Below are 20,644 nucleotides of genomic sequence, written 5' to 3'. Positions count from 1 at the left end.
GCCACCGGCCGGTGCGGCACGCGGGGACCAACGTCACGGGCATCGGGTCCTGGTCAACAGGCTGTGGCTGATGGGCAGTTCCGGGCCGTAGGCATGGCGGAAGGCTCCGGACTCCGGACTGGTTCCGGGCGGCGGCCCGGGCGATGTCCTGGGGGGAGGAGGGGGGGTGGTCTGGGCGGTGAATCCCCGTCGACCGGCTGGCCTTCCCCGGGCCCTGGGGTACCCGGTCCGCAGCAATGTGACACTCGAAGCGGAAGTGTCACACTTCCCGGACCCACCTCCCCCCTCCCGACCCCGGCCGCCGGTCCCGCTTCCTCGGGAGGCCGGAGTCTTTCCTAACCGGCCAAAGGTCAGGACGGTGGTTAGATTTACCCCCGGCTTCCAGCAACCACCCACCCACCCACCCAGGGCCGGCCGCTGAGCCGAGGCACGGCATGCGGGCGAGACGGCAGGACGCACCCCCATACCCCATGCCCCGTGCCCTGTGCCCTGTGCTCCCGTGTTCTCTCCACTCCACCGGCCGATAGCCGCTGAGCCGGCCCGGCGTGCAGGCGAGACGCGAATGCGCCCCCTCGCACCGGCCCGGATCCGCCCGAGGCGGGAGTCCCCACCGCACCTCCCACCCCACCGACGGGCAGCCGCCGAGCCGAGGCGGCGTGCTGGCGAGACGCGAGCGCGTCCCCGCGCATCGGCCCGGATCAGCCCGAGGCGGCGGTCACCACCCGTGCCTCCTCTCCCACCGGGGGTTGGCTGCTGAGCCGGCCCGGCGTGCAGGCGAGACGCGAGCGCGCCCCCTCGCACCGTTCCGGATCAGGCCAGGGGGCAGTCGCCACCGCACCCTCCCACCCCACCGGCCGTTGGCCGCTGAGCCAGCCCGGCGTGCAGGCGAGACGCGGACGCGTCCCCGCGCACCGGCCCGGATCAGCCCGAGGCGGCAGTCCCCACCGCACCCTCCCACCCCACCGACGGGCAGCCGCCGAGCCGAGGCGGCCTGCTGACAAGACGCGGACGCGTCCCCTCACCCCGGCCCGGAACTGCCCAAGGCGGCGGTCACCCCCCGCCCCCACCCCACCGGGCGATAGCCGCTGAGCCGACCCGGCGTGCAGGCGGGACGCGAACGCGCCCCTTCGCACCGGCCCGGAACGCAGTACAGACAGGGGCCCGCCCACCTTGGCCACCCGTCCTTCCGGGCCGCTCGCTCGCTTCCGAAACGGGCTGGAGCGGCCCTAGTCAAGGGTGGAGCGCAGCGGAATCGGCGCAGCCGACGCGACCGCAGGGAGCGCCCTTTACTCGGGACGCGGAAGCACGACACTGACCAAGAAGCGAGTGGCCCAACGTCCACCTACGCGTCTACTTTCGCCTTCCCCCGGCCCACCTGCGTCCGCACCGCCCCCATACTCGCCGCGATAACCAGCGCAATGGCCATCGCTTCGGGAGCGGACAGTGCCTGGTGAAGGATCAGGAAGCCCGCGGTCGCCGCCACGGCTGGTTCCAGGCTCATCAGGATGGCGAAGGTCGAGGAGGGGAGGCGGCGCAACGCCAGGAGTTCGAGTGTGTAGGGGAGGACCGAGGACAGGATCGCTACCGCGGACCCGAGGGCGATCGTCGCCGGGTTCAGCAGCTCCGTGCCTGACTCCGCGATGCCTAGCGGCAGGAACACCACCGCCGCCACAACCATCGCCAGCGCCAACCCATCGGCCTGCGGAAAGCGACGCCCCGTACGAGCGCTGAAAATGATGTACGTGGCCCACATCGCGCCGGCCCCCAGGGCGAAGGCCACGCCTACGGGGTCCAGGCTGCTGAAGCCTCCGCCGCCGAGGAGGAAGACGCCTGCCAGGGCGAGTCCCGCCCATACCGCGTTCAGCGCGCGCCGGGATGTCAGGACGGAGAGGGCCAGCGGGCCCAGTACCTCAAGCGTCACCGCCGGGCCCAGGGGGATGCGGGCCAGTGACTGGTAGAAGAGGCCGTTCATCGCGGCCATGGTGATGCCGAAGACGACGACCGTGTTCCAGTCCGCCCGCGAGTGACCCCGCACGCTCGGGCGACAGATCACGAGCAGAACCACCGCGGCCACCAGCAGCCGCAGCGTCACCACACCCAGCGCCCCCACCCTGGGCATCAGCGTCACCGCCAGCGCACCACCGAACTGCACCGAGATCCCCCCGGCCAGCACCAGCCCCACCGGCCCGAGCGAACCCACGCGGGACGGAGCCGCGGCCGAGTCTGCGGTCAGGTCGGCGGTCGGGTTGGCCACGGGGGCGGGGGTCGGCGTACTGGGGATGCTCACGGGGCTTCCAGGGCTCGTTCAGCGCGCATTCGTCCATCACGATGCACTGCTCGGTCCATGGTAATGGACTTCGACAGGTGTGAGAACCCTTTATGCAACTGTCACTGGGCCTGGTCCCGGAACAGGGGCCGACCGTCGGGGAGGGTGGTGGGCATGGGCCCGAAGAGGGGGTCGGAGTACAGGGGGTCGGAGTACAGGAGATCGGAGTACTCCGGGTACTCGGTCTGCGGGTAGGTCGGTTGATACGTCGGCCCGTACGTCGACCCGTACGTCTGCGGTGCCCAGCTCTCGACGAAGACCGGTGCCGAGGAGTACCCGTAACCCGCGCCCGCCGCCGGCACCTCCACCGGAACCCCCGTCTCCGCGAGCGACGGCAACCGCAGTTCCCCGGTGTCCATCACCGCGTTGTTCTGCGAGCGGTGCAGCCGCGAGTACGCCCCGCCTCGCGCCATCAACTCCTCGTGCCGGCCCGTCTCCACGATCCGACCCCGGTCCACGACCAGGATGCGGTCGGCGTCGGGGGCGAGGTTGAGGTCGTGGGTGATCATGATGGTCGTACGGCCCGCCATCAGTCGGCGCAAAGGCTTCACGACCCGGCGGGCCGCCATCGAGTCCAGGCCGGTCGTCGGTTCGTCCAGGACCAGGACCGGGGCGTCGCGCAGGATCGCGCGGGCGATCGCCAGGCGTTGGAGCTGACCGCCGGACAGGCGGGCCGAGTTGGGGTCGACCTTCGTGTCGTAGCCGTCGGGGAGGCGGAGGATGAACTCGTGGGCGTCGGCGGCGACAGCCGCGTCCATGATCGCCTGCTCGCTCGCGCCGGGGCGGCCGCAGGCGATGTTCGCGCGGACGGTGTCGTGCAGGACCAGGGTCTCCTGGGGGAGCAGGGTCACGTACTCGCGCAGGCGGGCGAGGGAGAGATCGCGGAGGGGGACGCCGTCGAGGAGGACGTCGCCCGCGTCGGGGTCGTAGAAGCGGAGCAGCATTTTGGAGACGGTGGACTTGCCGGCGCCGCTGGGGCCGGTGACGATCACCAGTTCGCCGGGGTTGACGGTGAAGGAGAGGCCTTCCAGGGCGACTCGGTCGGCGCCGGGGTAGCTGAAGGTGACGTCGCGGAGTTCGACCGTGCCGTCGGGGCGGCCGGTCTCGGAGTCGCGGGCGGGGTCGGCGACGGACGGGCGGACGTCGAGGATCTCGATGAGGCGTTCGGCGCCCGCGGTGGCGGCGGTGATGGTCAGGCCGAGTTGGGCGAGGCCGCGGACGGGCGGGTAGAGGTAGCCCAAGAAGGCGGAGAACGCGAGGAGTTGGCCGAGGGTCATGCGGCCGGTGGAGATCTCCCAGGCGCCGATGCCGATGACGGCGAGCACGCACACGGTCTCGATGACGGCGACGATCTGCTCGTACGCCTCGTTGAGCCGCGTCGAGCGGACGGAGGCCCGGAACCAGGCGCCGGCCTCCTCGTTCAGGCGGCGGCGTTCGGCGTCGCGGCGGCCGTAGGCCTGGGTGAGGACGATGTTGCCCAGGGACTCCTCGACGACGGAGGTGATCGCGCCGTCGGCGACCCGGCCCTCGCGTGAGACGTCCTTGATGGAGCCGGAGAAGCGGCGGGCCGCGAGCCAGAAGAGGGGGGCGAGGACGAAGGTGGCGGCGGCCAGGTCCCAGCGCAGCCAGAACGCGGCGGCGGCGTAGAAGAGGGCCGAGAAGAGCGCGGAGGCGGTGCCGATGACCCCGGACACGACGAGGGTCTCGATCGCCTCGACGTCGCCGGTGAGGCGGGACAACAGGTCGCCCTGGCGGTGCCGTTGGAAGAAGTGCGGGGGCAACTGCTGTACGTGGTCGAAGACATGCTCGCGCAGTCTCATCACGAAGCGTTCGGTGGCCCACGCGGCAAGGGAGTTGCCGGCGTACGAGACGAGCGCGCCGACGATCGCGACGCCCAGCCACTTCACGGCGGGGCTCCAGAACGCGCTCAGCGAGCCCTTCGCGAGGGCGCGGTCGGTGAGGTCGGCGAAGAGGAGGATCGCCTCGGTCTCGGCGAGCGCGCCGATCACCGTGCACACCCAGACGAGGACCAGCCAGCGTCTGAGGCCGCGGGTCAGCGGCCAGAAACGACGGAAAGCGGTGCGGGCGGGAATGGTGGGAGTTCCGTAGTCCTCGTCGCATTCGAGGTCTTCCTCATCCGCATCCATGTCCATAACACGCTCGCTTTCCGTCATCAGAATTCCTTGGATTTTCGAATTCAGGAAAGAAAAGAGGGCCGACTGCGTGGGTCGGCCCTCCCTCTACTGCCGGTTCAGCTGTCCTGGCCGGGCAGCGGCTTCGGCAGGGGCTTCGGCTGGTGCTTCTTGCGCGGCTTCGGGGGCGGGGGCGGCAGCTGCTGCTTCTTGGGCTTGGGCAGCGGGGCGAGCTTGTTGAGGCCCATTCCGAACTCCTAGGTTGTGCAGTGGAATTTATGCGTCAAAGTCGAGCGTTTTACCGCCCGGGGAATTCCCGACACCCAGAAACTTACACGGCCCTGTAGCCAAGTCGCAGCAAAGTCGTCGACCGAACGGCAAACACGGGCTGTGAATACCTTTGTGAATCCTGAGTTACAGCCGCCAACCTGAGAGTTCTCTAATAAACCTGAGAGCAGCCTTAATGAACCTGTGCTTCCGCCCTCAACGGAGGGCCTGCCCGAGGCCGTCCGACCCTCAGCGGCGCGCCATGTAGAGGTCCAGCGCCTTGTGCAGCAGCCGGTTGAGGGGGAAGTCCCACTCCCCCAGGTACTCGACGGCCTCTCCGCCCGCGCCGGCCTTGAAACGCAGCAGCCCCAGCAGGTGGTTGGACTCCTCCAGGGTGTCGGTGATGCCCCTGAAGTCGTATACGTCGGCGCCGAGTTGGTGGGCGTCGGACATCATGCGCCACTGCATCGCGTTGTTGGGCTGCACCTCGCGGCGGCGGCTGGTGGAGGCGCCGTAGGAGTACCAGACGTGCCGGCCGACCGTCAGCATCGTGGCCGCGGCGAGGATCTCGCCGTCGTGGTGGGCGAGGTAGAGGCGCATGCGGTCGGGGTGTTCGGCGGTGAGGGCGGTCCACATGCGCTGGAAGTAGGGCAGCGGGCGCGGGATGAAACGGTCGCGCTCAGCGGTCTCGGCGTACAGCTCGTAGAAGGCGGGGAGTTCGTCGTAGCCGCCCTGGACCACCTTCACGCCGGACTTCTCGGCCTTCTTGATGTTGCGCCGCCACTGCTGGTTGAGGCCGCGGTGGATGTCGTCCAACGAGCGGCCCGCGAACGGTACTTGGAAGACGTACCGGGGCTGCCCGGCCGCGAAGCCGTCCTCTCCCCCGGCCTCCGTCTGCTGCCAGCCCGCGCGGCGCAGGCGGTCGGCGACCTCGTAGGCACGCGGTTCGTACGACGTGGGCGCGGCGTCCTTCAGCCGGCGCGCGTCCGGGTCGGCGATCGCCGCCTTCACCGCGTCCGCGCTCCAGCGGCGTACGACGACGGGCGGGCCCATCTTCACCGTGAACGCGCCCTGCGACTTGAGGTGCGCGAGCATCGGGTCGAGCCAGCGGTCGAGATCGGCGACGTGCCAGTCGATGACCGGACCCTCGGGCAGGTACGCGAGGTACTTCTTGAGTTTGGGCACCGGCCGGTACAACACCAGCCCCACCCCGACCAGTTGCCCACTCGCCTCCTCGAACCACCCGAGACTCTCCGCCCGCCAGTCGGGCTTCACCGCACCCCACGACGGCACCTGCATATGGCTGGCGGAGGGGCGGGCGGCGATGAACGCGAGATGTTCGGCGGGGGTGATGGGGCGGACACGGAGGTTGGTCATACGCGGGCTCCCTGACGGATCGAAACCGTGGTCGAACGGCCAGCGTAGGCAGTCACCCGCGCCCGTCCCGGGGTCCGAACGCCTCCAGCGCGTCCAGGTCCGACGCCCGCGCGTTGAGGAAGTGGTCCGCCCACTCGGCGATCTCCGGGTAGCCGGACTCACGGGTGAGGCGGTCGATCGCCGCCGGGATGTCGTACGGCGTCACACGCAGGTCCGTGCCGGGGCCGAGCAGGCACCAGTGGGCGCCGGGGCGGCCGTACGGCATACCGACGCTGCCGGGGTTGACGATCAGGCGGCCGTGGGCAAGGCGGACGTAGGGCATGTGGGTGTGGCCGCAGACGATCGTGCGGATGTCGTCGTCGAGGCCGGTGAGGACCTCCGTCCAGCGGGCGGGGCGGGAGTCGACCAGGACGACTTCCTCGTCGTCGCGGGGAGTCGCGTGGCAGAAGAGGACCCTGCCCAGGCCGCGGATCGCGAGGGTGAGCGTCTTGGGGAGGTCGGCCAGGAAATCGATCTGGTCGGGGCGGAGGGCGGTCGCCGCGTAGGGGGCGATGGGGTCGGGGATGTCGGCGCGTTCGCCTCTGCGGTACTCGACCAGTTCGCGGTCCGCGTTGCCCGAGATCCACAGCACTCGGTCGGCCCGCGCACGCAACAGGTCGACCACTTCCGCCGGTTGGGGACCCGCCGTGATGTCGCCGGTGAGGACGATGCGGTCGGCGGCGGCCACTTCCGGTTCGGCCAGGACCGCTTCGAGGGCGGGGAGCACTCCGTGAATGTCGGAGAGGACGGCGACTCGGCCCAGTTCGTCGGTCATTTCCGCTCTCCGTCCAGCGCGTCCGCCAGTACCTCCGCCAGGTGCCGGCCCCGTACCCCGGCCAGCTGCTCCAGCTGTGTACGGCACGAGAAGCCGTCCGCCAGGACCAGTGCGTGCTCCGGGGCCTGGCGTACCGCCGGGAGGAGTTGTTCCTCCGCGCAGGCCGTCGACACCTCGTAGTGGCCCTGCTCGAAGCCGAAGTTGCCCGCCAACCCGCAGCAGCCGCCGACCAGTTCGCCCGTGAGGCCGGCCGCCTCGCGCAGGCGGCGGTCGGGGGCGTCGCCCAGTACCGCGTGCTGGTGGCAGTGGGTCTGGCCGACCGTGGGGCGGTTGATGGGGGGTGGGGTCCAGTCGGGGGCCAGGCGTTCCAGGGCCTCGGCGAAGGTGAGGACCGAGGCGGACAGGCGGGCCGCCCGTGGGTCGTCCGGCAGCAACTCCGGGAGGTCCGTGCGGAGGGCCGCCGCGCAGCTCGGTTCCAGGACGACGACGGGCACATCCCCCCTGCCCGGGAGCTCGTCCATCGCGTCCAGCGTCCGGCGCATCACCGCGCGGGCGCGGTCCAGTTGGCCCGTCGAGACGTAGGTCAGGCCGCAGCACACCGGCTTCCCCGCCGTCACCGAAGGCGCCGTCACCGAAGGCACCGTCACCGAAGGCACCGTCACCGGAAGCGCCGCAACCGAAAGCGCCGCAACCGGAAGCACGTCCAGCCCCGCCGCCTCCAGCACCCGCACCGCCGCCAGCCCGACCTCCGGCGAGAGGTGTTCGGTGAACGTGTCCGGCCACAGGAAGACACGCTCTCGACCAGGCACCCCAGCTCTCGCGTGCCGTCGCCACGCCCGCGTGAACGTCGTCCCCGCCACCCGCGGAATCCCCCGCTCCCCCGCGATCCCGCCCAGCCGTTTCGCCAGCGCCGCCAACGGCCGTACGGAAGCGAGCGAGTTGACCAGCCACGCCGTACGCGTGCGCGCCACCAGCCGGAGCCAGCGCGGCAGCCAGCCCATCGCGTAGTGGGCCGCGGGCCTGCGTCTGCCCTCGTAGTGGTGGTGCAGGAACTCCGCCTTGTACGTGGCCATGTCGACCCCGACCGGGCAGTCCGTGCGGCAGCCCTTGCAGGACAGGCACAGGTCCAGCGCGTCCCGGACCTCCGTCGACCGCCAACCCTCGGTGACCAGTTCACCCGCGAGCATCTCGTGGAGGAGTCGGGCACGCCCGCGCGTGGAGTGCGCCTCCTCGCCCGTCGCACGGAACGACGGGCACATCACCGACGATCCGGACACCTCTGTCGTACGGCACTTGGCCACCCCCACGCACCGACGCACCGCCGCCGAGAAGTCCCCGCCGTCGGACGGGTAGCCGAACACCACGTCCACCGGCTCGCGGGGCAGTACGGAGAAGCGGAGGTTCGTGTCGAGCGGGGCCGGCCTCACCAGCATCCCGGGGTTGAGGAGGTCGTCGGGGTCCCAGACTCCCTTCACCCGCTCGAACAACGTCACCATCTCGGCGCCGTACATCTTCGGGAGGAGTTCGGCCCGCGCCTGCCCGTCCCCGTGTTCCCCGGAGAGCGAGCCACCGTGGGCCGTCACCAACTCCGCCAGTTCCTCCGAGAAGCCGCGGAAGCGGGCCACCCCCGCCTCCGTCAGCAGGTCGAAGTCGATGCGGACGTGGATGCAGCCGTCCCCGAAGTGGCCGTACGGCGTGCCCCGTAGGCCGTGTGCGGTCAACAAGCCCCTGAAGTCGCGTAGGTACGGGCCCAGTCGAGCCGGCGGTACCGCGCAGTCCTCCCAGCCCGGCCAGGCCTCCGAGCCGTCCGGCATCCTCGTCGCCGTACCGCTCGCGTCCTCGCGGACGCGCCACAGCGCGCGCTGGCCCGACGGGTCCGTCACCACCAGGGAGTCGAGGACGTCGGCCGCGCGGACGACGGTCTCCGCACGCGCGCGTGCCTCCGCCTCCGTGTCGCCGCCGGTCTCGACGAACAGCCAGGCGCCGCCCCGGGGGAGGTCGGCCGTGGAGCGGACCAGGTCGGCCGCCATGCCCTCGACGGTGAGCGGCCCATGGACCAGCAGGCCCGCCGCCGCCTCCGCCGCCGCGCTCTCGTCGGCGTATCCGAGTACCGCCAACGCACGCGCGCGGGGCGCCTCGACGAGGCGTACGACCGCCTCCGTGAGGATGCCCAGCGTGCCCTCGCTGCCGCAGAAGGAGCGGGCCACGTCCGCGCCGTTCTCGGGCAGGAGGGCGTCCAGGGCGTAGCCCGAGATACGGCGGGGGAGGTCCGGGAAGCCGGTGCGCAGGCGGGCCAACTCGGCTTCCGCGAGGGGGCGCAGGCCCTCCGGGGCGCCCGCCCAGTCGCGGCCGGGGTGCAGGAGATCCCCCCGCGCGGTGATCACGGACAGTTCGCTCACGCTGTCCGCCGTCGTGCCCCAGGCGACCGAGTGGGAGCCGCAGGAGTTGTTGCCGATCATGCCGCCGAGGGTGCAGCGGCTGTGGGTCGAGGGGTCGGGGCCGAAACGCAACCCGTGCGGGGCGGCGGCCTGTTGGAGGCGGTCGAGGACCAGGCCGGGCTGCACGACCGCCGTACGGGAGGCGGGGTCCAGGGACACCAGGCCGTTCATGTGGCGGGTGAAGTCCAGGACCACGCCCGTGCCCGTCGCCTGGCCGGCGATGGACGTGCCGCCGCCGCGGGCCACCACCGGCACCCCGTGCGCCCGGCAGGCCGCGAGCGTCGCCGCCACGTCGTCGGCGTCACGGGGCGCGACGACGCCCAGCGGGACGCGCCGGTAGTTGGACGCGTCCATCATCATCAGCGCCCGGGACGTGACGTCGAAACCCACCTCGCCCCGGACGGTCCTGCGCAGCTCCGCCTCAAGATCCGCCATGCCCCCAGCATGCACCCGACCACTGACAGTGACCGTCCGGCATCTGCCGAAACGTTCCGGGAAACTTCGCGCCCACGGGGCCGATTCCGTAAACGCATCCAGAACCCACCCAGTTCGATCACTAACTCTCATATAGTGACCGTCAGTTGAGCACCCGGAGTCGCTTCTCGCCCAGGAACCCGACGAGCACCCCCCGAGGACACGACCGAGGACGACTGAGGACCACGACCAAAGACGCCCGAGGACCCGACCGAGGACCCCTTTCATGACCGCCCCCATACTTCCCGGCGAACGACCCACCTTCCGCACCGTCGCCCCCGCCCCTGTGTTCACCGCCGTGCTGGCCGGGCTCGCGGTCGCCGGCGCGGTCTATGTGACGCCCGGCTCGAAGCGCCTCGCGGTCGCCTGCGGTGCCGGTGCCGGCGCGCTGCTGCTGTGCGCGGCCGTCGCGCTCGCCGCGCACGCGTACCAGACGGCCCGGATCACCCGCCGCCGCCTTGAGGCCGTCTCGCTGGACGCGGGGCGGCTGCTGCAGGAACGGGCCCGGCTGAGCACGGACTTCGACCGGGAGCGCGTGCAGCTGACCGAGGAGCTGACCCACGAGCGGGCCCGGCTGACCGCGGAACTCTCGCAGGAACGCGCCCGGTTGACCTCCGACTTCTCCCAGGAGCGGATGCGGCTCACCACCTCCTTCGCGGAGGAGCGCGGCCGCTTCACGGAGGAGAGCGAGCTGGAGCGCGCCCGGCTGACCGCCGAGAACAAGCAGCTGTCCGAGAAGGCCCGCCGGGACTCCCACGAGCGTGCCGCCGCGCTCTCCGCGACCGCCAACGCGGCGGGCCGGATGCAGGCGTTGGCCACAGGCATGCTCGCCGACCTGCGTGCCATGGAGGAGCGGCACTCGGACGAGGACGTCCTCGCCGACCTGCTCCACCTCGACCACCGCACCGCGCAGGCGGGCCGTCTCGCCGACTCCGTCGCCGTTCTCACCGGAGCCCGCTCCGGCCGCCGTTGGGCCCGCCCGATCGCCATGGAGTCGATCCTGCGGGGCGCGATGGGCCGGATCAGCGGCTACCAACGCGTACGCGTGCACTCCGCGAGCGACACCGCCGTAGCCGGGCACGCGGCCGAGGGCGTGATGCACGCGCTCGCCGAACTCCTCGACAACGCCGCGAACTTCTCGCCGCCGAGCGCCGAAGTGCATGTCTACGTAGAAGAAGTGCCCGCCGGGGTCATCCTCTCGGTGGAGGACAGCGGCCTGGTCATGGGCGACATCCAGCTGCGCCGCGCCGAGCGGGCGGTGTCCGGCGACTCCACCGAACTGGGCGGCCTCACCGGCACCCGGCTCGGCCTCGCGGTCGTCGGGCGACTGGCCCGCAAGTACGGCCTGAAGGTGTCGTACCGGCCCTCCGCGCGGGGCGGCACCGGCGTCCTGATGCTCGTACCGCAGGACATCCTGGTGCCCCAAGACGCGCCGACACCGCAGGTGTCCCTGGACCTTCCCGAGCCGTCACCGTCGTCGCCGTCGACACCGGTGGATCCGGAGGCAGTTCCCGAGCCCGCGGCCTCCGTCCGGAACCATCCGTGGATGTCCTACGCCGCCGGGCGCACCCTCGCCGATCTGGACCCGGACCCGGTGCCCACGCACGAGTCGCCGGACCGGGGTGCCCCGGCCGATGCCGTGATGGACGCGGCGAACACGTTGCCCGAAGGCCTGCCCAAGCGCCGCCGGGGTCAGGCACTCGCGGAAGCCGAACGTTCACGCGCGCGTGCGGAGTCCCCGGCCCCCGAGCCGCACCCCGCCCCCTCGGCCGACGACACCCTCGCCCGCACCGCCCGCTTCAACAGCTTCCGCCAGGCCGTGCGCGAGGCGGCGACCGACCAGGGCACGCGCGCGTCCGGCACCGACGCGGACAGCCCCGTATCAGCGGAGCTCCCCGTATCAGCGGAGCTCCCCGTATCAGCAGAGCTCCCCGTATCAGCAGAGCCCACCCCCTCCCTCTCCCACCCGGAAGGCAACCCCACCTCATGACCGGCACGACGACCGCCGACGAGAAGCTCACCTGGCTCATCGAGGGCCTCCTGGAGCGCACCCCGGGCGCGCGGCACGCGCTCGTGCTGTCGCGGGACGGCCTGAAGCTGTGCCGGACGCCCGAACTCTCCGTCGACCAGGCCGACCAGCTCGCCGCGATCGCCGCCGGGATCCAGTCGCTGTCGCACGGCGCGTCGATGGAGTTCGGGGACGGCAGCGGGGGTGTGCGCTCCGCGATGACGGAGTTCTACGGCGGGGTGCTGTTCATCGTCGAGGCGGGCGAGGGCGCTCACCTGGCCCTGGTCACCACCGAGGACGCGGACGCGGGGCTGATCGGGCACAACATGAGCGAGCTGGTCGAACAGCTCGGCGAGCACCTGCGCGCGGAACCCCGTTCGTGATGAGCCGCCCCGGCAGGGACGACTCACCCGACCGCCTCTACACGCTCACCGGAGGCCGCACCCGTTCCGGCCCGGACAGCCCGTTCGACCTGGTGACCCTCGTGGTCGCCGAGTGCGATCCGGCGGCCGGGATGCAGTCGGAGCACGCGGCGATCCTGCGGATCACCGAACACCCCACGGCCGTCGTCGAGTTGGCGGCCGAGCTGAAACTCCCGGTGAGCATCACCAAGATCCTCCTCTCCGACCTTCTCTCGGCCGGCCGGGTCAGCGCCCGCCATCCGCGCAAGGCCGATCTCGATCCCGACGTCCTGGAACAGGTGCTCGTTGGACTCCGCAACCTCTGACGCGCGCACCCCCTTGGGTGCCTCCGCCGACAACGGCCTGAAGATCGTGGTCGTCGGCGGCTTCGGCGTCGGCAAGACCACGCTGGTCCGCTCGGTCAGCGAGATACGTCCCCTCAACACCGAGGAGACGATGACGAAGGCCGGCGAGGCCGTCGACGACATCAGCGAGGTGCGCGGCAAGTCCGCGACCACCGTCGCCTTCGACTTCGGCCGCATCACGCTCGACGCCCGCAATGTGCTGTACCTGTTCGGCGCCCCCGGGCAGGAACGGTTCTGGTTCCTCTGGGACCGCCTGTTCTCCGGGACGCTGGGCGCGGTCGTGCTCGTCGACACCCGCCGGATCGGCGACTCCTGGTACGCCATCGACCGCCTCGAACACCACGGCACCCCCTTCATCGTGGCCTGCAACGACTTCGGCGGCCCGACCTACGCCCCGCAGCAGATCCGCGAGGCCCTCGACCTCGACCCGCACGTCCCCCTCCTGGACTGCGACGCCCGCTCCCGCGCGTCCGCGAAACAGGTGCTGATCTCCCTGGTCGAGCACGTCAAGAACGAACAGACCAGGGGCCGTTACGACGGCCAGGACCCCGGCCGCCACGACGGCCAGGGCACCGACCGCCCCCAAGTCCCCTCCCCCCAGCAGGAGTTGGCCCTGTGACCGCGCCCGTACCGCTGAGTGGACCCAGGTTCCAGACCGAACCGGCGCAGCTGTACCGGGAGATGCGGCGCGAGCACGGCGCCGTGACCCCTGTGGTGCTCGACGGCGACATCCCGGCCTGGCTGGTGCTCGGCTACCGCGAGCTGCACCAGGTCACCGGCGATCCGGTGCTGTTCAGCCGTGACTCCGACCTGTGGAACCAGTGGGACGGCATCCCCGACGACTGGCCGCTGCTGCCGATGATCGGCCGTAAGCAGCCGTCGATCCTCTACACGGTCGGCGAGCGGCACCGCGAGCGCGTCGGCATGATCAGCGACGCGCTGGAGGCCGTCGACCCGTCCGAACTCCGTTCGTACACCGAGAAGTTCGCGGACGAGCTGATCGACGGGATCTGCGCCAAGGGCGAGACGGACATCGTCGGCGACTACGCGATGCTGCTGCCGGTACGCGTCCTGGCCCGGCTCTACGGCTTCCGGGACGAGCAGGGTCCGGGGCTGGTGACCGCGCTCAACGACATGATCGACGGACGCGAGCGCGCGATCGCCGGGCAGACCCATCTGGCCACGTCCATGGGGCAGTTGCTGGCCGACCGGAAGGAGAAGCCGGCCGACGACGTCGTGTCGAGGATGCTCACGCACACCTCCGGCTTCAACGACGTCGAGATCGCCCAGGACTTGATGGTGATGATGGCCGCGGGCCACCAGCCGACCGCCGACTGGATCGGCAACTCGCTGCGCCTGATGCTGACCGACGACCGTTTCGCGGCCTCGCTGTTCGGCGGGCGCAACAGTGTCGCCGAGGCGATGAACGAGGTCCTCTGGGAGGACACCCCGACGCAGAACGTGGCCGGGCGCTGGGCCTCCCGCGACACGCAGCTCGGCGGGCGCCGTATCCGCGCGGGCGATCTGCTCCTCCTCGGTCTCCAGGGCGCCAACTCCGACCCCCAGGTCCGCACCGACGGCTCCGCGCTCACCGGCGGCAACAACGCGCACTTCTCCTTCGGGCACGGGGAGCACCGGTGTCCGTTCCCGGCGCAGGAGGTGGCCGAGGTGATCGCGCGGACGGGGATCGAGGTCGTACTGGACCGCCTCCCGGACATCGACCTGGCGGTACCGGCCGAGTCCCTGACGCGGAGACCGTCGCCGTGGCTGCGCGGACTGACCGAACTGCCGGTGCGGTTCACGCCCGTCGCCGCGCTCTGAATTGCGGCTTCCGCGTTCCGGCTTCCGCGTTCCGAGTTCTGAGATCCGAGTTCCGCCCTTCGAGCCCAGCTCCCCCTTCGAGCCCTGCCCCCCTTTGATCCCTGCTCTTTGAGCCCTGCCCTGGAGGCACTCCCGTATGAGCACCGGTACCGAAGAGACCCGTATCGTCCTCGACCCCTTCGTCGGCGACCTGGACGGCGAGAGCGCCAGGCTCCGCGCCGCCGGTCCGCTGGCCGCCGTGGAACTGCCCGGTGGCGTGCCCGTGTGGGCGGTGACGCGGCACGCCGAGGCGAAACAGCTGCTCACGGATCCGCGGCTGGTGAAGGACATCAACGTCTGGGGTGCCTGGCAGCGCGGCGAGATCCCCGCGGACTGGCCGCTGATCGGGCTCGCGAACCCGGGCCGTTCGATGCTGACCGTGGACGGCGCGGACCACCGCCGGATGCGCACGCTGGTCGCGCAGGCGCTCACCCCGCGCCGGGTGGAGCAGATGCGGGAGCGGATCGCGAAGCGGACGCAGGGCCTGCTCGACGGCCTGGACGGGGACGAGGTCGACCTGAAGGCGGCGTTCGCGTACCCGCTCCCCATGTACGTCATCGCCGACCTGATGGGCATAGCGGAGGACCAACTCCCGCGCCTGAAGGAGCTGTTCGAGAAGTTCTTCTCGACGCAGACGCCGCCGGCGGAGGTCATCGCGACGCTGACGGAACTCGCCGGCATCATGGCGCGGACGGTCGCGGCGAAGCGGGCGGAGCCGGGCGACGACCTGACGTCGGCGCTGATCGCGGCGTCCGAGAACGGCGACCACCTCACCGACGAGGAGATCGTCTCCACGCTCCAGCTGATGGTCGCGGCCGGCCATGAGACGACGATCTCACTGATCGTCAACGCGGTCGTCAACCTGTCGACGCACCCCGTCCAGCGCGCCCTGGTGCTGGCCGGCGAGGCCGACTGGTCCTCGGTGGTCGAGGAGACCCTGCGCCACTCGACGCCCACCTCGCACGTCCTGATCCGCTTCGCCACGGAGGACGTCCAGGTCGGCGACAAGGTCCTCCCGGCCGGGGACGCGCTGATCGTGTCGTACGCCGCGATCGGTCGTGACGAGGAGGCCCACGGCCCGACGGCGGGCGAGTTCGACATCACCCGCACCAGCGAGAACCGGCACATCTCCTTCGGCCACGGCCCGCACGTCTGCCCGGGCGCGGCGCTGTCCCGCCTGGAGGCGGACGTGGCGCTCCCGGCCCTCTACGAGCGCTTCCCGCACCTGGACCTGGCGGTCCCGGCGGCCGAGCTCCGCAACAAGCCGGTGGTGACGCAGAACGACATCTTCGAGCTGCCGGTAAAACTGACGCCGGGCGACTGATCCACTTGTCCACGGGCCGGAGCGGTCGTCTCATCGAACGGACGCGTTTCCGTCCGGTTTCACCGAGGGGATACGCTCCGGCTCGTGGCTGATATCCAGATTCCCGCTGACATCAAGCCCGCCGACGGACGTTTCGGCGCTGGCCCCTCCAAGGTGCGGACGGAGGCGCTGGACGCGCTGGCCGCCACCGGTACGTCTCTGCTGGGTACGTCCCACCGCCAGGCCCCGGTCAAGAACCTGGTCGGCAAGGTGCGTGAGGGCGTCTCCGCGCTGTTCTCGCTCCCCGAGGGCTACGAGGTCGTCCTCGGCAACGGCGGTTCGACGGCCTTCTGGGACGTCGCGACCCACGGCCTGATCGACAACAAGTCCCAGCACCTGACCTTCGGCGAGTTCAGCTCGAAGTTCGCGAAGGCGGCCAAGCTGGCGCCGTGGCTGGCCGAGCCGACCGTCATCTCCTCCGACCCCGGCACGCACCCGGACCCGGCCGCCGAGGCGGGCGTGGACGTGTACGCGTACACGCACAACGAGACGTCGACGGGCGTCGCGGCCCCGATCAAGCGGGTCGCGGGAGCCGACGAGGGCTCCCTCGTCCTCGTCGACGCCACGTCGGGCGCGGGCGGCCTCCCGGTCGACATCGCCGAGACGGACGTCTACTACTTCGCCCCGCAGAAGTCCTTCGCCTCCGACGGCGGCCTGTGGATCGGCGTCTTCTCCCCGGCCGCGATCGAGCGCGCCGAGCGCGTCCACGCGTCCGGCCGCCACGTGCCCGAGTTCTTCTCGCTCCCCACGGCGATCGACAACTCCCGCAAGAACCAGACGTACAACACCCCTGCCCTGTCCACCCTGTTCCTCCTCAACGAGCAGCTTGAGTGGATCAACGGCCAGGGCGGCCTGGCGTGGTCGACGGCCCGCACGAAGGACTCGTCGAGCCGTCTGTACAGCTGGGCGGAGGAGTCGAAGTACGCGACCCCGTTCGTGTCCGACGCCACCAAGCGCTCGCAGGTCATCGGCACGATCGACTTCGCCGACGAGATCGACGCGGCGGCCGTCGCCAAGGTCCTGCGCGCCAACGGCATCGTCGACACCGAGCCCTACCGCAAGCTCGGCCGCAACCAGCTCCGCGTGGCGATGTTCCCGGCGATCGACCCGGCGGACGTCGAGGCGCTGACGAAGTGCGTCGACTACGTCATCGAGAAGCTCTAGTCGTTCTCGCTACGACGACGAGGGGCGCCCCGCGGATCAACCGCAGGGCGCCTTTCGTCGTCGTAGGGCAATGCGGGGAAGCCTGCGTCCGAAGTCCAGGTGAACCCGGAACCCGGACAAACCCCCCGCACACCACAGCCGCGTAACAGCGAACGCACAGCGGACAACTCCCACCCCGCCCCGCCGGTCGAACTCGACGCGTCGCACACCTGCGGCGCAACTCCTCGACTCCCGACCGAAGTTGGAGTTGCCCCATGCCCAGGAAGTCCCTGCCGACGCGGCTCGCCGCGACCGCCGCACTGCTCCTCGCCGCAGGCGTCCTGTCCGCGCCGGCCGCCTCGGCGGCACCCTCGGACGCCGCGCCCGGCGACGCGTACGTGCTGACCGTGACCACCAACCCGGCCAGTACCAACTACCAGGAACGGCACGTCGACGTCACCGGCACCGTCACCAAGGCGGACGGCACCCCGGCGCCGAACATCCCCGTCACCCTCCAGGAAGTCGTCCAGTTCACGACCTGGAACCCGTGGGGCGACCCGATCGACCCCAACTACTACGAGCCCCGCGACCTGGGCAAGCCGGTCACCGACGCCAACGGGAAGTTCACGATCCCGGACGTCGACATCGACCACTCGGGCGGCAGCAGCCTGCTCAACGTCCAGCACGACGTGCACATCACCGCCCTCTACGACGAGGACGGCGACCTCGACACCCCGCAGGACGGCTACTTCGCGGAGACCACGGTCGCCGCCAACACCCGCTCCAGCTCAGTCAGTTACTCGGTCAACAAGAAGAAGGTGAAGGCGGGCGACATCCTCACCGTCCAGGGCAAGGTCACCCTCCCCCAGGGCGTCGAGCCCCAGGGCACGGAGGTCTTCCTGCAGACGTACTGGGAGCAGGAGTCCCACGTGAAGGTGACCGCGGAGGACGACGGCTTCTTCGTCCTGTCGGTGCGTGTCTCGTCCTACGACGACACGTTCACGCTGCGCACGGCCCCGACGGACCTGTACGTGGCGGGGGCGGTGCGGAAGCTGCCGATCACCAACACGTCGTTGCCCCGCGGGTAACCTCCCGACGTGGGCGCCGAGGGGTGTGGTGGGAAAGTGTGACACTTCGCGCGGAAGTATCACATTTTCGCGGGGTGGGTGGCCGGGCGGGGAGCCGGCAGCGCGTGTCAGAACTGCGAGAGAAAGCCCTGCCAGCCCTCACGGGAGACAGCGAAGACGGGGGAGCCGTCTTCCGGGTGCTTGCTGTCGCGGACGGCGCGGCCGTGGGCTGCGGTGTCGGCGCCCTCGACGCAGGCGCCCGGCCGCGCGGAGTACGACGACTTTGCGCGAGCGCACCTACGCCATGCCGGCCGTGGTGCTGGGCCTGAACTTCGCGTGGGAGTGGACGTACGCGGTGCACGACCTGGTCTTCGACCCGTCGGTGCAGGGCGGTATCAACCTGGTGTGGGGCATCGCCGACGCCGTGATCGTGTACACGTTCTTCCGGTACGGCCGCGCCGAGTTCCCGTCGTTCGTCACGCCACGGATGTTCGCCGGGCTGAGCGTGCTGCTGTTCGGGATGTCGTTCGCCGTGCAGTGGCTGTTCCTGGCGAAGTTCGGCGCGGAGGACGGGGTCGCCCACTCGGCGTTCCTCCAGAACCTGTTGATGTCCGCCCTGTTCATCGCGGTGGCCAAGTGGCTCGGCACGCTCGCACCCACGATCCTCTTCGGCGCCCTCCAGCACGACGGCTTCCTGCTCGGGCTCGGCATCATGTGCAGCGTGCTCGACCTGGTCTACGTCTGGTTGTGCGTGGGGGCGAAGCGGGACGGTGCGGTGTCCGGCCCGGCCGACTCGACCGGCCCGGCCGACTCGACCGACTCGGCTATCTCGACCCTGGGACGGCGCACCGGCGTGGACGCGGGTACCGCCGGCGCACAAGGCGATGCGGACGCCGACGTCGCGCTGTGAGGTACGGCTTGCCCGCATCACGCCGAGGGGGTGAGACGGGGCGCGCGGTGTCGGCCGTGTCGCCCGACTCGGCCCCCTGCCCGTGCCCCGTCCCCTCAGGCCGTCAGGCCCTCACGTCGCCGTACAGCTCAGGCTCGGCGCGCTCCCACCTCCCGGAGCACCCCCGAACCCGAAACTCGCCGAACCCCCCACCCCCACAGTCCCGTTGTGGTCCGCGTTCACCGCGGTCACACTCGTCCCGCTCTGCGTGTACGTCGCGTTCCACATGTTCGTGATCTGCTGGGTGCCGGGCCAAGTCCACTTCACCTGCCAGGACTTGAGGGCCGAGGTCCCGGAGTTCTTCACCGTCACGTCGGCGTTGAAGCCGGTGCCCCAGTCGCTGGTGACGGTGTAGGTCGCGGTGCACGCGGCCGTACTTCCGCCGCCCCCTCCGTCTCCCCCGCCCGTTCCCGTCCCCGTGCTCGGGAATCCGGCCGCCTTGATGCTCGCCAGGTATCCGTCCTTCACCGTGTCGACGGTCAGCCAGTCGTCCTTCAGGATTCCGCCCGTGTCACCGGAGTTGGGGTTCCACGACCAGAAGGTCCAGGAGAAGGTGTCGGCGCCGTACGTCGAGGTCGGGCGCAGGTAACTCACCAGCGCGGCAAGCCACTTCTGGTCCACCGTCGATGCCAGCGTCGTACCGAACTCGCCCACCCACACCGGCGCGATGTTCTGCTGGAACAGATAGCCCCAGTACTTGTCCCACACGGCGGGCATGTTCGCCGGGAAGGACGGGTCGCTGAACCACGGTTGCTGGGCCACGCTCGTCGCGTAGTCGTGGGCCGAGTACACGACCCGGCCGGGCACGGTCAGCCGGACCGGGTACTGGCCCGCGCCCATCAAGTTGCCGCCCCACCAACCCGATACGCCGGCATACGTCTGCACGCCCTCCACGAAGATCAGCAGGTCCGGGTTGACCGACAGCACCGCGTCGCCCGCGCGCTCCGCCGCCAGGCGCCAGTCCGTCGCCACGTCGCCGCAGCCCCAACATGCCGGGTCGTGCGGCTCGTTGTGGAGGTCGATGCCGATCACCGTCGACTGGCCCGCGTAACGGGTCGCCAGGGAGCGGAGGTTGGCGATCCACGTCGACTCCGGTACCGCCGCCGTGTACCAGAGCGCCGACTGCGCCGACGCGTCCGGGCGGTGCCGGTCGAGGATGACCTTCAGGCCGTCCTGGCCGGCGTAGGCGACGAGTTTATCCATGATCTGGAGGGAGTCGAGGCCCTGGAGGTCGGCGTTCTTGCCGCTGGAGAAGTCGATGCTGTTGGGGACCGTGCCGGGCTTGAAGATGTCGTCGCTGTAGGGAAGGCGGATGGTGTTGTAGCCCAGCGACTTCATCTGGTCGATCATGCTCTTGTAGTCGCGCGACCAGAGGCCGTGGACGACGTAGTTGGCGGTCTCGAAGCCGAACCAGTTGATCCCGGCGATACGGACCGGCCGGCCGGCCGCGTCCAGGATCTGGCGGCCACTGGTGTGCCAGTAACCGGCGCCGGGGGCACTCGCCGTATCGGCCGCCCGTGCCGCGTGCACACCGGTCGCCTGTGCCGCGTGCACACCGGCCAGCGGTAGCACGAGCACCGCGGCAACAACCCCCAGCGCTCTTCTCAAGCTGCGGAACATGTCGCTGCTTCCTCTCGGGAGGCGCGGGCCCGGAACTGGT

16 protein-coding genes and 1 pseudogene are annotated in these 20,644 nt (G+C 70.7%); 9 read left to right on the top strand and 8 right to left on the bottom strand.

Annotated elements, in window-relative coordinates:
* Positions 1–1,342: 1,342 nt before the first annotated feature.
* The 6 genes from OG226_RS28420 to OG226_RS28395 all read right to left on the bottom strand — a co-directional run bounded on the left by OG226_RS28420 (position 1,343) and on the right by OG226_RS28395 (position 9,789).
* Entirely contained in the window at positions 1,343–2,287 is a 945-nt protein-coding gene (locus tag OG226_RS28420; protein WP_443066917.1) for an EamA family transporter, read from the bottom strand.
* Positions 2,288–2,388: 101 nt separating this feature from the next.
* Positions 2,389–4,479: an ABC transporter ATP-binding protein gene (locus OG226_RS28415; RefSeq protein WP_329353536.1), complete on the bottom strand. Its 2,091-nt coding sequence runs from the start codon at positions 4,477–4,479 to the stop codon at positions 2,389–2,391.
* Positions 4,480–4,577: 98 nt separating this feature from the next.
* Positions 4,578–4,706: a hypothetical protein gene (locus OG226_RS28410; protein WP_327403241.1), complete on the bottom strand. Its 129-nt coding sequence runs from the start codon at positions 4,704–4,706 to the stop codon at positions 4,578–4,580.
* Between the two features lie 268 nt (positions 4,707–4,974).
* Positions 4,975–6,102: a lipid II:glycine glycyltransferase FemX gene (locus tag OG226_RS28405; protein WP_329350436.1), complete on the bottom strand. Its 1,128-nt coding sequence runs from the start codon at positions 6,100–6,102 to the stop codon at positions 4,975–4,977.
* A gap of 52 nt (positions 6,103–6,154) precedes the next feature.
* Positions 6,155–6,916: a metallophosphoesterase family protein gene (locus tag OG226_RS28400; RefSeq protein WP_328682340.1), complete on the bottom strand. Its 762-nt coding sequence runs from the start codon at positions 6,914–6,916 to the stop codon at positions 6,155–6,157.
* Positions 6,913–9,789: an FAD-binding and (Fe-S)-binding domain-containing protein gene (locus tag OG226_RS28395; protein WP_329350435.1), complete on the bottom strand. Its 2,877-nt coding sequence runs from the start codon at positions 9,787–9,789 to the stop codon at positions 6,913–6,915. Before OG226_RS28395 ends, OG226_RS28400 begins: the two co-directional genes overlap by 4 nt.
* Positions 9,790–10,054: 265 nt before the next feature.
* On the opposite strand from OG226_RS28395, the gene OG226_RS28390 reads away from it, so the two are divergent.
* The 8 genes from OG226_RS28390 (at position 10,055) to OG226_RS28355 (ending at position 18,056) form a co-directional block, all read left to right on the top strand.
* Positions 10,055–11,818: an ATP-binding protein gene (locus tag OG226_RS28390; RefSeq protein ID WP_328682336.1), complete on the top strand. Its 1,764-nt coding sequence runs from the start codon at positions 10,055–10,057 to the stop codon at positions 11,816–11,818.
* The gene (locus OG226_RS28385) at positions 11,815–12,219 is read left to right on the top strand and encodes a roadblock/LC7 domain-containing protein (protein ID WP_328682334.1); all 405 of its coding nucleotides are present in this window, start codon (positions 11,815–11,817) and stop codon (positions 12,217–12,219) included. Before OG226_RS28390 ends, OG226_RS28385 begins: the two co-directional genes overlap by 4 nt.
* Positions 12,219–12,563 carry a DUF742 domain-containing protein gene (locus OG226_RS28380; RefSeq protein WP_329350434.1) on the top strand — a complete coding sequence of 115 codons (345 nt, stop codon included), beginning with the start codon at positions 12,219–12,221 and terminating at the stop codon, positions 12,561–12,563. Before OG226_RS28385 ends, OG226_RS28380 begins: the two co-directional genes overlap by 1 nt.
* A complete protein-coding gene (locus tag OG226_RS28375; RefSeq protein ID WP_443066916.1) occupies positions 12,544–13,221 on the top strand; it encodes a GTP-binding protein in 678 nt (225 codons plus the stop codon). The genes OG226_RS28380 and OG226_RS28375 overlap by 20 nt, the downstream gene beginning before the upstream one ends.
* Entirely contained in the window at positions 13,218–14,423 is a 1,206-nt protein-coding gene (locus OG226_RS28370) for a cytochrome P450 (RefSeq protein ID WP_328682328.1), read from the top strand. Before OG226_RS28375 ends, OG226_RS28370 begins: the two co-directional genes overlap by 4 nt.
* Before the next feature lie 136 nt (positions 14,424–14,559).
* Entirely contained in the window at positions 14,560–15,786 is a 1,227-nt protein-coding gene (locus tag OG226_RS28365; protein WP_329350433.1) for a cytochrome P450 family protein, read from the top strand.
* An 84-nt stretch (positions 15,787–15,870) separates the two neighbouring features.
* Complete coding sequence (gene serC / locus OG226_RS28360; protein ID WP_328682325.1) at positions 15,871–16,989, top strand: phosphoserine transaminase; 1,119 nt, start codon at positions 15,871–15,873, stop codon at positions 16,987–16,989.
* Between the two features lie 254 nt (positions 16,990–17,243).
* Positions 17,244–18,056 carry an acyl carrier protein gene (locus OG226_RS28355; protein WP_329350432.1) on the top strand — a complete coding sequence of 271 codons (813 nt, stop codon included), beginning with the start codon at positions 17,244–17,246 and terminating at the stop codon, positions 18,054–18,056.
* A gap of 107 nt (positions 18,057–18,163) precedes the next feature.
* Here the strand turns inward: OG226_RS28355 and OG226_RS28350 are convergent.
* A pseudogene (locus OG226_RS28350) lies at positions 18,164–18,259 on the bottom strand (DUF397 domain-containing protein); the annotation flags it as partial.
* 59 nt (positions 18,260–18,318) lie between these two features.
* Here OG226_RS28350 and OG226_RS28345 point away from each other — a divergent pair.
* Positions 18,319–18,945: a transmembrane-type terpene cyclase gene (locus OG226_RS28345; protein ID WP_329350431.1), complete on the top strand. Its 627-nt coding sequence runs from the start codon at positions 18,319–18,321 to the stop codon at positions 18,943–18,945.
* Positions 18,946–19,056: 111 nt separating this feature from the next.
* Here the strand turns inward: OG226_RS28345 and OG226_RS28340 are convergent, their stop codons facing one another.
* Positions 19,057–20,604: a cellulase family glycosylhydrolase gene (locus OG226_RS28340; protein ID WP_328682316.1), complete on the bottom strand. Its 1,548-nt coding sequence runs from the start codon at positions 20,602–20,604 to the stop codon at positions 19,057–19,059.
* Positions 20,605–20,644 lie beyond the last annotated feature (40 nt).

Origin of the sequence: Streptomyces sp. NBC_01261 (assembly GCF_036226385.1) — a bacterium.
In the GTDB taxonomy this organism is placed as follows: Bacteria; Actinomycetota; Actinomycetes; order Streptomycetales; family Streptomycetaceae; genus Streptomyces.
The sequence above is the reverse complement of the archived record's forward strand: the minus strand, read 5'-3'. Positions and strand labels throughout refer to the sequence as shown.

Excerpts from the sequence above, each read along its gene's own strand:
- OG226_RS28415 (WP_329353536.1), bottom strand. The coding sequence starts at position 4,479 with ATGGACATGGATGCGGATGAGGAAGACCTCGAATGCGACGAGGACTAC.
- OG226_RS28410 (WP_327403241.1), bottom strand. The coding sequence starts at position 4,706 with ATGGGCCTCAACAAGCTCGCCCCGCTGCCCAAGCCCAAGAAGCAGCAG.
- OG226_RS28405 (WP_329350436.1), bottom strand. The coding sequence starts at position 6,102 with ATGACCAACCTCCGTGTCCGCCCCATCACCCCCGCCGAACATCTCGCG.
- OG226_RS28400 (WP_328682340.1), bottom strand. The coding sequence starts at position 6,916 with ATGACCGACGAACTGGGCCGAGTCGCCGTCCTCTCCGACATTCACGGA.
- OG226_RS28395 (WP_329350435.1), bottom strand. The coding sequence starts at position 9,789 with ATGGCGGATCTTGAGGCGGAGCTGCGCAGGACCGTCCGGGGCGAGGTG.
- OG226_RS28390 (WP_328682336.1), top strand. The coding sequence starts at position 10,055 with ATGACCGCCCCCATACTTCCCGGCGAACGACCCACCTTCCGCACCGTC.
- OG226_RS28385 (WP_328682334.1), top strand. The coding sequence starts at position 11,815 with ATGACCGGCACGACGACCGCCGACGAGAAGCTCACCTGGCTCATCGAG.
- OG226_RS28380 (WP_329350434.1), top strand. The coding sequence starts at position 12,219 with ATGAGCCGCCCCGGCAGGGACGACTCACCCGACCGCCTCTACACGCTC.
- OG226_RS28365 (WP_329350433.1), top strand. The coding sequence starts at position 14,560 with ATGAGCACCGGTACCGAAGAGACCCGTATCGTCCTCGACCCCTTCGTC.
- OG226_RS28355 (WP_329350432.1), top strand. The coding sequence starts at position 17,244 with ATGCCCAGGAAGTCCCTGCCGACGCGGCTCGCCGCGACCGCCGCACTG.
- OG226_RS28340 (WP_328682316.1), bottom strand. The coding sequence starts at position 20,604 with ATGTTCCGCAGCTTGAGAAGAGCGCTGGGGGTTGTTGCCGCGGTGCTC.